This is a genomic window from Pseudoalteromonas sp. S558 (assembly GCF_005886635.1).
Taxonomy (GTDB): domain Bacteria; phylum Pseudomonadota; class Gammaproteobacteria; order Enterobacterales; family Alteromonadaceae; genus Pseudoalteromonas; species Pseudoalteromonas aliena.
Genome location: NZ_PNDU01000382.1, coordinates 1 through 9,867, shown reverse-complemented (window position 1 = coordinate 9,867; position 9,867 = coordinate 1). Strand labels below are relative to the sequence as shown.

8 protein-coding genes are annotated in these 9,867 nt (G+C 37.8%); 5 read left to right on the top strand and 3 right to left on the bottom strand.

Translation table 11 applies throughout. The features are described from left to right. The first annotated feature begins 233 nt into the window (after positions 1-233). Positions 234-722 (top strand): RNA-binding protein, encoded by a 489-nt coding sequence (locus tag CWB66_RS19705; protein WP_138586683.1) that lies wholly within the window; start codon positions 234-236, stop codon positions 720-722. Here CWB66_RS19705 and CWB66_RS19700 read toward each other — a convergent pair. Continuing rightward, the gene (locus CWB66_RS19700; protein ID WP_138586682.1) at positions 706-1,830 is read right to left on the bottom strand and encodes an aminotransferase class V-fold PLP-dependent enzyme; all 1,125 of its coding nucleotides are present in this window, start codon (positions 1,828-1,830) and stop codon (positions 706-708) included. The genes CWB66_RS19705 and CWB66_RS19700 overlap by 17 nt on opposite strands. Position 1,831: 1 nt before the next feature. Further along, on the bottom strand, positions 1,832-3,001 hold the full coding sequence (locus CWB66_RS19695) for a PrnB family protein (protein ID WP_138586681.1): 1,170 nt from the start codon (positions 2,999-3,001) through the stop codon (positions 1,832-1,834). Positions 3,002-3,132: 131 nt separating this feature from the next. Here CWB66_RS19695 and CWB66_RS19690 point away from each other — a divergent pair, with 131 nt between their 5' ends. The 4 genes from CWB66_RS19690 (at position 3,133) to CWB66_RS19675 (ending at position 8,895) form a co-directional block, all read left to right on the top strand. Then, positions 3,133-3,588, top strand: coding sequence for an Lrp/AsnC family transcriptional regulator (locus CWB66_RS19690; RefSeq protein WP_077536568.1), 456 nt, complete (start codon positions 3,133-3,135; stop codon positions 3,586-3,588). A 71-nt stretch (positions 3,589-3,659) separates the two neighbouring features. Next, positions 3,660-6,383 carry an ATP-binding protein gene (locus CWB66_RS19685; protein WP_138586680.1) on the top strand — a complete coding sequence of 908 codons (2,724 nt, stop codon included), beginning with the start codon at positions 3,660-3,662 and terminating at the stop codon, positions 6,381-6,383. After that, positions 6,373-7,749, top strand: a complete 1,377-nt coding sequence (locus tag CWB66_RS19680) for an alpha/beta hydrolase (protein ID WP_138586679.1) — start codon at positions 6,373-6,375, stop codon at positions 7,747-7,749. The genes CWB66_RS19685 and CWB66_RS19680 overlap by 11 nt, the downstream gene beginning before the upstream one ends. A gap of 6 nt (positions 7,750-7,755) precedes the next feature. Beyond that, positions 7,756-8,895, top strand: a complete 1,140-nt coding sequence (locus CWB66_RS19675) for a GNAT family N-acetyltransferase (protein WP_138586678.1) — start codon at positions 7,756-7,758, stop codon at positions 8,893-8,895. Here CWB66_RS19675 and CWB66_RS19670 read toward each other — a convergent pair. Continuing rightward, positions 8,872-9,462, bottom strand: coding sequence for a DUF938 domain-containing protein (locus CWB66_RS19670; RefSeq protein WP_138586677.1), 591 nt, complete (start codon positions 9,460-9,462; stop codon positions 8,872-8,874). The two genes, CWB66_RS19675 and CWB66_RS19670, sit on opposite strands and share 24 nt — an antisense overlap. Positions 9,463-9,867 lie beyond the last annotated feature (405 nt).

Here is a 9,867-nt window from a genome sequence, read left to right as displayed (position 1 = left end):
ATGTAAGCAAGTCTATCCCTCTCCACCATACTTAATCTAAACCACTTAATTGTGGTTTTTTTATGCCTAAATTTGTCATAAAAATCCCTCAGAAGGCTAACCATAAAGTGTATAACCAAAAACCTCTTCTCTGAGATTTCTACCCCTTCGCCCTCACATTTACTCAAACAAATTGTGAAAATCAATTGCGTAGTGCATCATTGGTCTAACTTTAAGCCAATTTAGGTTTAACTATGATTAAAGCCATACTGTTATCACTTTGCTTAACCATCACATTTAGCTGCCTTGCTGAAGACATTATTGTTTATAAGTGTGTTATTAAAGGCATACCTACATTTAGTCAAACTCCGTGTGCTAAAAATGCAAAAGCAATTACACTTAAAGCGCCTAATATAACGCAAACAAATAGCACGAAAGTGTCAGATAATAAAACAGTGGGTGTATCTGTAGATGATTATTTAAAAATTCAGAAAATTGATCGTAAAATAGCAAATCTTAAACTCTCTATTAAACAATATGAAAAAGAATATAATGATAAAAAACAACAAATAAACTATATGACACAAGATAAAGCAAACCGCTTGGGCGCTTCATCTATTGCGGATGCAATTGCCACTAAAATAACATCCTTAAAGCAATCTTACGAGCCTGTAATTCAACAGGCGCAACAACAAATTAAGTTTCTAACGCAGCAAAAATTACAACTTAATCAACGCCCTTAATAGCTTGTTTTACAGTTAGGATAAATAAGAGCATGTCATCTATTGTATTATATATGTGTGGTGACACCCGAATTCCATATTTACGCACATCAACACTTATACCTTTGTTAACTAGTGCCTGAAACACAATGTCTTGATCTCCCTTAAAGTCTAAAATCACAGTACCACTGCACTTTTCAATCGATATTGGCGAAAAGACAAACTCACCGAGTTGTTCGTGAATAAGTGTGACCATTGCAAAATTATGCGCTCTTATTTTTTCAACGCCCAATTTTGCAAAGTAGTTAATGCTATTAGCAGCAATAATATAAGGGGCAACCGAAGGGGTTCCTCCCCAAAATTTGAGTGCACTGCTGTTATACTCAAAATGGTGTATATCAAACTCAAATGGATTTTGATGCGAAAACCACCCCACATCTTTAGGCTTGCAACACTCGAGTTGGTTTTTGTTAACCCATAAATAGGCAGCCCCTGGACCTCCACATAACCATTTAACGCTTGAGCCAATCATAAAGTCAGCATCAAGTGCACTTAAATCAAGCGGTATAACACCTGCAGATTGAGCAACATCAATAATAGATAAGCTATTCACTAATTTACTTTGTGCCACAACTTCGTGCACAGGCGCTTGCACACCAGTATTTGAATATACATAACTTATAAAAACTAAATCGATGTCGGCAGTTAAATATCGCGACCAAACATTAATATCACTTAAATCTTCATGCTCAGGTATAAATATAATTTGCGCGCATGCTGGCAGTGCATTTTGCATAACAAAACCCATGCTAGGAAAATCACTTTGCGCCATCAGTACTTTGCAATTTTTTTGTTGCAGTCGAGAATGTGACATAAGCAACTTTGTTAAGCCGCTAGATAAATTCACCTGAGGACAAAACAGTGAGCTAGGCGTATTAAATAATTGACTAAGTGCGGTAGTAAATTGCTCAACCGCTGGCAACCATTGCTGCCAAGGCTCTTTATTTGAACTCTCCCATGGTAAAAAATAATGCTGTGCTAAATATTGTTGTGTATTTTTAAGCGGACGCCCTACAGAATGGCTTAATAAGTAGCAGCCATTAGCCATACAAAAGTCATTTTTGAGCATGTTATTTAATCCACTGTTTAAGTGTGTTGAGATCATCAAAGCGTGTTTTTATATCATCACGTTTTGCGCTGGATCGCCTATCTCTTAATTTTTCGAGCGAATCAAGTAATACATGAAGCGGCGGACCACTTGCTGTTACCTTGCTCATATGCTGCTGTTGCATATTTTTTGAGGGCTGAGCAATAAATTTTTCGACTAGCTGATTGTGATGACCAATGGCTGTGTCGCCATGCAATTTGCATACTTGTATAAATAATTTTGCATGCGTTTTAAACCAGTCTGAATTTTTATGCTGCTCAGCTTGTAAAAAATCATCCATAAAGCTTTGCATGCGCATGGCCTCTCGCAATATTTGCTGATCTTCCGGCATCATATATAAAAACTTATCCACCAGCATTTGCGAGTAACTAGGTTCATTTGCACTGCAAAGCCCAAGCAGCATATCAATCACGTTAATTCCGGCAAAATCTCCGGCATTTGCTCCCCTGTATACCTCTTTTCCGACACGATATGGCTTATAATAAGGACGTACACAATTAAAAAACCGCTCGGTATCGAGCTGATTATACAGTGCATTATTTGATTCAATGACAGCGTTAAGTGCATGCTTTGCCACTTTTAATAATTCACCACACAAGGGGTGTGAGATCCCTAATGGCAATATTTTCAATAATGCATCGCTTGCTCGCTTATAGGCCAAAATACCTTGAGTATTATAATCAAGAAATAACTTTTCATCGGGTAAATTGGTAAAGCGTTTATAAACGCCATTAAGCGCTTTGTTATGAGTCGTTAAATGAGCAGTCGCAAAACGAGGGGTTACACCAATAGAGGCACCTATATGCATTGCCAGCGCAGAGGCCTCTATTAAGGGTGACGTTATTTCTCTGCTTGGTTCAGTAATTTCATGACGCCGACACGCTGCCATAAACAACCCTACATTACCAAGTAAGTCAAAAGCGCTATCAAAGCCTTGGTCGGTATTTCCTTCAGCTAGTAAGTTACTAATTAATGCATTGCCTTCATTTTTTAATTGTTGCTTTAAAGCATCCCCAATACCTTCCACATTGGCTTTGTCGCTCTGTTGCCAATAAAGCTGCTCTAGCTCGCTATTTATAGCTGCAAAACTTGTTCTTATCCATTGATCGAATATAGCTGTATGTGTATTCATTATTATTCTCTGCTATTTTTATTAAATGCTAACAGAGTTCAATTAGGGTAAAGCACCAAAAAAATTAGTAAAACCAAGTAAACTTAGCAATAATCACTACTGATATAAAAATAATTAATAAGAATCCACCTGTGTTAGATAAAAAAGATCAACAATTACTTGTCGCCTTGCAATCACAAGCTCGGATATCAATTTCAGATTTGGCGAGTCGGATTAGCCTTTCTGATACTCCGTGTCTGAGGCGTATAAAAAAGCTTGAACAAGAAAAAGTCATTATTGGTTATCATGCAGCTCTTGACCCAAAGGCCCTTAATCTAAATGTATTGGTGTATGCGTTTGTACGCTTAAGCCAAAACTCAGTCAGTGCAGCAGAGCAATTTGAACAACACGTAGAAAAGCTCCCCCACGTATTAGAGTGCTGTGTAATATCAGGTAGTTACGATTATCTATTAAAAATCATTGCACACGATCTAGAAAGCTATGAACAGTTTGTAAAACACCAATTAGGCGGTTTAAGTTACATTGCGAATATAGAATCAACAGTGGTGCTCAAGCAGTCATTTAGTAAAAAGCAACTGCCTTTATAAAAACTCCCCAAATAACTTACTGTTAGCTATACTGACCTATAAAATAAAAATAAAAATTGTTTGGGACTTATGTGAAAAACTTTAACTCTAAATACCACTCTATCATTTTCTACACACTTTTTGTTTTAGCTTACTTTTTTGTAGGCATTACACTCACTAAACTCGCATTTAACTCGCAAACAATTCCTATTTGGTTACCTGCAGGCATTGCTTTAGTAGGTTGTTATATATGGTGGTGGCGCTTCATTCCACCTTTATTTATAGCTGCAATGGCGTTTAATTTGAATATTTTTGATAGCTCACTTCACGAAATGGTGCTTATAGGAAGCTCATTTAATGAGGCTATGTATATTGCCTTTGGTGTTGTAATACAGGCGATGGTAGGTGCAGCATTGTTAAAGTGCTGGCTTGGGCATCCACTGCACTTTAAAAAACGTAAAAATATTGTCTACTTTATTGTAGTTGTCGCCATCTTAGTTAGCTTAATTTCAGCCAATTTAGGCGTATTCGCATTGAGCCAGTTTAATTCGGCTTATAGCGTTGATAATCACTGGCAAAATGTTATTTATTGGTGGCTTGGAGATACTTTAGGGGTATTGATAGCAACCCCTTTCTTACTCTCGCTATTACCACTAAAATCAAATCAACATAGTATTTCAGCCCTTCCAACAATCGCAGTGTGTTCAGTGTTGTTTATATCGGTGGCAGTAACAACGCAATTATACGAGCAAGAAAATCGTAAAAACACGATAAAAATTGCCGAGCGTGAAGTACACGTCATAGAAAACAGCCTTTATAGATACACAAACCGAAGTATTATTGCAGTGCAGAGCTTAGCAAGCCAAGTTCAATCATCTTCTACGTTGAGCCAACAAGACTTCTATTCATACGCAGATCAACTCCTTGAGCAGCACTCATTTATAAAAACATTATCCTGGAATGAAAAAATACCACAGAATAAGCATCAAGATTTTATCAAAGAAATATCCAGTATTTACCATTCCAGTATTGAGATTGTTGGTGAGCCTCTTGAAAAAGATGATCCCCTTATTATTGTAAAATACATAGCTCCTTTTAGTGGTAATCAAAAAGTTATTGGCTTCAACATTCTTTCAAATTCAGATTTAAAAGGGCCATTACTTAAGTCAAACACAGGTCACTTACCTGTAGGCACTAAAATAATTCAACTGCTAACGCAAAGCAAAGTATCAGGTCCTACCTATTTGTTATTCGCACCTGTTTATTCTCAAAATGAAAATAGAGAAACAGTCAAAGGCTATGCCACTGGTGTATTTTTGATACACAGTATTATTGAACAGGCTATTTCCAAACAACAGTCTGAAATGTTTTCAATTGATATCTATGAAGATATAAACAAGCCTCCTTTTTATAATAACTATGCTGAAAACTTAGACCAAGCTAAAGGTAGTAGGATCATGTCCTTCAACATTAATTTTGGTGGGCAACAATGGATTGTAAAACTAGCGCTTAAAGAAAGTTTTTTAGCACAGCATAATAACCAATTTACTTTACTGTTGCTTGTTCTCCAAGTGGCAGTATGCTCACTCATTTTAATGGTGCTGTTTTTATTCAATCAACAGCAAATTGAACTTACTCGCCAAGTGACAGAGCGCACTCATTCACTCGCGCAAGCAAAAAAACAATCCGATTTAGCTAATCAAGCTAAAAGTCAGTTTTTAGCTAATATGAGTCACGAAATTCGTACTCCATTAAATGCAGTGATTGGCTTTTCTTCGCTTGCTCGCAAAGACGATAGCGCGACGACCCTTATTGGTTATTTAGATAAAATAAACTCATCATCCAAAAGCTTATTGGGTTTGATTAACGATATCCTCGATATATCAAAAATAGAGTCGCAACGCTTAGTTATTGAATATATACCATTTGATTTTAATGCACTGATACAGCGTATAAATAATATGTTTGAACAAAGCGCGAGCAACAAAGGGATTGACTGGAAAATTAACTCTAGCTTGCAAGGGAACGTATGGTTTATAGGCGATTCCATGCGAATAGAGCAAATACTACTTAACTTATGTAGTAATGCGATTAAGTTTACAAGTAAGGGGAGTGTTACTGTCAATATAGAAGCTAAACTTAGTGCATCCAATAAAACTCAACTCACTATTTCGGTTATCGATACCGGCATTGGAATAAAAGAAAGCCAACATAAAAACCTCTTTAATGCATTTACTCAAGCCGATAGCTCTACTTCAAGACAGTTTGGCGGTACAGGCCTCGGATTAGCAATAGCAAAAGAGCTAAGCCAACTTATGAACGCCGAAATAACACTACAAAGCGAGTTAAATAAAGGCTCTACATTTACGCTCTCTATAGAGCTGGCTACCACCGCACCACAAGCCCCGCCAGTGGTTGAAAACACCAATATTAATATTGCCTCTTTAAAAATTCTTGTTGCTGAAGACAACCCTGTTAATCAAATGGTCATTAAAGCCATGCTCAGTTCGTTAGGAATAGTTCCACACCTTGTTGAAAATGGAGAAATGGCTGTTGATATAATTAAACAGCAAAACTTTGATTTAGTCCTAATGGATTGCCAAATGCCTGTCATGGATGGGTATAGAGCCACAGCGCTGATCAGACAATTTAAAACAGATAAAGAACTCCCTATCATTGCCTTAACCGCTGATGTTATGCCAGAGGACAAAGCACATGCACAAGCAGTTGGGTTTAATCAACATCTTGCAAAACCACTTGAACTCAGTAAGCTTAGTGAGTGTCTTACCCAATATGCAGTCGTAAATGAACAATAGTATTTTAATTTTAAAGGTATTATTTAGTTTTGTCTTAGGTGTTTTTTCTCATATTGTTGTCGCTCAGAACTGTACATCACAGGCGAGCGACTTTAATTTTATAACAAAAAGTAAGCAACAAGGTTTATTACGTTTTGAAAATGAGCACAACCGCCAGCACTTTAACTATAAAGCCCTTTTACCATTCAAAGATTACTTGGGTTACGCGCATCAACATATCAATAAAGCCAACCCTCGCGCATCTATGCCATGCTCGGTTATTACAGCTACTTATCAGCAATTAGTTACACAAGGTAAACGCAAACCGCGCCCTGCTATTGCAGACCTCATTGCTCCTTTTGAGCTCACTCACCCACACAGCAATAAAGTTGCATTATTAATTCATGGCCTTACTGACTCTCCATTTACGTACCACGATTTAGCCCAGGTGTATTATCAGCAAGGCTATACTGTGCGCACTATTTTATTACCCGGACATGGTAGTGCCGCAAGCGCTTTACTAAATATAGAGGTTAACCAATGGCAACAAGCGATAAAATACGGTATTAAACGCTCAATACAAGACTTTGATGAGGTGATACTCGCTGGTTACTCTACGGGCGCGGCTTTACTTATTGATTACGCAACCAAGCAAGCCTTATCACCTAAAATCAAAGCACTTATGTTTTATTCTCCGGCAACTGAGCCGCATAACAAGCGTGGTTGGCTTGCAAAATGGATTGATGCAATCCCTTTTGTCAATTGGATAGACAAAGACGCTGATGTAGATTTTGCTAAGTATGAGTCATTTCCTTTAAATGCAGCAGCGGCCTCATATGATGCAATGTCACTTGTAAGTGTTAGTAGCTTAAACAAGCGCCCTGCACTTAAATTACCTATTTTTAGTGTACTTAGCGATATTGATACAACAATAGATACGCGTGCCACGCTAAAACTCTTGAGCGCACTACACAAAGGTAATTCAAAAAAATATAAGCCACTCGATACTTTAGTGCTTTATGGCAATACCGATATTTTACCAGTCAACTTTGCTAGTGACTACACTGTAAAAAATCCACAATGTACAACACCGCAATGTAAAAATATTCATGGTATGTCGCATATTGCTGTTGTTAACTCGCCACAAAATCCACATTACGGAATTGATGCAACTTATCGTAATTGCGGCAGTTTTATTAACGATGAGTCGCTGTATAAAACATGTAAAACGACTAAAAGCCCGCAATTAGGAGAACGTACTAGCGCTAACTTAAAACGCTATCCGGCTTTACAACGCTTAACTTATAATCCTCATTTTACCGAGCTTAAAATGCAAATTAATACGTTTATTAAAAACGTAGAACAGCTCAAAACAACTACAAGGTAAGTAGTCATGGGAACGTTTTCGCACCAATGGTTTAGCAGTATTAATGAGATTGATCAGGCGCAATGGCAACGTTTATTTGGCGATGAGCCATTTACTCAACATGCATTTTTATATGCCCTAGAGCAAAGCCAATGCGTAACACAACAAAGCGGTTGGCAACCCCATCACTTGGCTATTTTTGAAGGTGACACACTAATTGCACTCGCACCCGGGTACTTAAAAAGCCATTCATATGGCGAGTATGTGTTTGATTGGGCATGGGCAGAAGCCTATGAGCAACATGGTCTACGATACTACCCTAAGTGGCTCTGCGGTATTCCATTTAGCCCTATTGAAGGAAAGCGTATTGCTATCGAGCATGCGAATCCAAGTATTGTGTACCAATATATAACTGAGCAACTGAGCATACACAGTGCTCAACAAGGTTGGTCTGGCTGGCATGTTAACTTTTGCGACCAAGATCAAGCGACATCATTAACTGAGCCACACGCCATGTTAAGAGTGGGTGTGCAGTTTCAGTGGTTTAATAAAAACTTTGAAACCTTCGACGACTTTTTACAAATTCTTAGCTCACGAAAACGTAAATCACTTAAAAAAGAGCGAGCCAAAATAGCGCAACAGAATATCGCTATTGAATGGCTGCAAGGGGGGCAAATTACGCCCGAAATAATGCAACTGTTTTGTGAGTTTTATCAACGTACCTATTTAAAGCGCTCTGGTCATTTGGGCTATTTAAACATGGAATTTTTTACGCTTTTACATGCATTAATGGCTAATAATCTCGTTGTTATGCTAGCCAAAAAAGACGATAACGTGATTGCTGCAACGCTTAGTTTAGTAGGTGAAAATACGCTTTACGGACGCTATTGGGGAGCAAGCGAGGAGGTAGATTCGCTGCACTTTGAGCTATGTTACTACCAAGGTATTGAGTTCGCCATAAAAAATAAACTGAGCTGTTTTCATTCAGGTGCACAAGGTGAGCACAAAATAGCACGCGGCTTTGAACCCGTACTCACCTACTCGGCTCACCATATTGTTGATGGCGACTTTAGTAATGCAATAAGCGACTATTTAAAACGTGAACGCCGCCATATTGATATATATAAAGAGCAATGTAGCTCATTACTGCCGTTTAAAAACAAGTAACTGATTATTTGCAGGCATGGCCGTATCGCTAATAAGCTCGAGCCCTGCTTGCTTTGCTAATTTTTCGACCGCTTCGAAATCACGAATACCACTCAATGGATCACGCTCAAGTAAAAAGCGATTAAATTCTTCATTACTCGAACTAGTAAACTGACCTTGGTATTTAAATGGACCATAAATACATACCATGCCTTGGCTTTCTAAATGGCGCTCCACACCTTTAAAAAACAGTTCAACTAATTCCCAACTAACAATGTGAAAGGTATTAGCAGTATACACTGCATCCACTTTATCAACCGGCCAGTCATAGTTTAAATCAAGAGGCAACGGCGCATGCAAATTAACTAAGCTAACCTCGCTATGCCACAAATTTATACCTTCGTGGTTAACTTCTCTATCACTAGCTTGCCAGTGTAAATGGGGGAGTTGCTCTGCAAAAAACACACTATGCTGACCCGTACCGGAACCTATCTCAAGTAATCGTTTAGTTTTGTTAAGTACCTTGGTAAGCACGTCCAAAATAGGAGTTTTATTATTTTCGCAAGCTTGCGAGAAAGGTTTTGTCATTACTTTGCACCAAATGAGAAGCATATTGCACAACAATATCGCAAATTGATAATATTGGGTAATTAAAGTTTTATAGAATATCTATAAAAGCTATTGAATTCATAGAACTATAATAAATTAAAGGCGGTGGTATGCATTATGCTTTAGTTATATCAATCCTAAATAACCTGAACTCTGGTTAAGATATTTACTAATATATTGAATCCTAATAATATTTAAATTTATTTTTCTCTAGCCAGAGGTTTTCAGTGAAAACAAGGCGAACTTACGCGTCAATAGCTGGCCTATTGCAAGTAAATTCAACGCAGTTAGCGCTGAAAATAGCTGCTCGAGATAGATTTATACCAATCTGCTTATATATGGGGTCTATTTAACGTTAAGAAAATTACGCTAGAACTAGGCATA

What these genes read in the sequence shown, in the direction of transcription:
- CWB66_RS19675 (WP_138586678.1), top strand. Translation starts at nt 7,756, where the DNA reads ATGGGAACGTTTTCGCACCAATGGTTTAGCAGTATTAATGAGATTGAT.
- CWB66_RS19670 (WP_138586677.1), bottom strand. Translation starts at nt 9,462, where the DNA reads ATGACAAAACCTTTCTCGCAAGCTTGCGAAAATAATAAAACTCCTATT.
- CWB66_RS19705 (WP_138586683.1), top strand. Translation starts at nt 234, where the DNA reads ATGATTAAAGCCATACTGTTATCACTTTGCTTAACCATCACATTTAGC.
- CWB66_RS19680 (WP_138586679.1), top strand. Translation starts at nt 6,373, where the DNA reads ATGAACAATAGTATTTTAATTTTAAAGGTATTATTTAGTTTTGTCTTA.
- CWB66_RS19695 (WP_138586681.1), bottom strand. Translation starts at nt 3,001, where the DNA reads ATGAATACACATACAGCTATATTCGATCAATGGATAAGAACAAGTTTT.
- CWB66_RS19700 (WP_138586682.1), bottom strand. Translation starts at nt 1,830, where the DNA reads ATGCTCAAAAATGACTTTTGTATGGCTAATGGCTGCTACTTATTAAGC.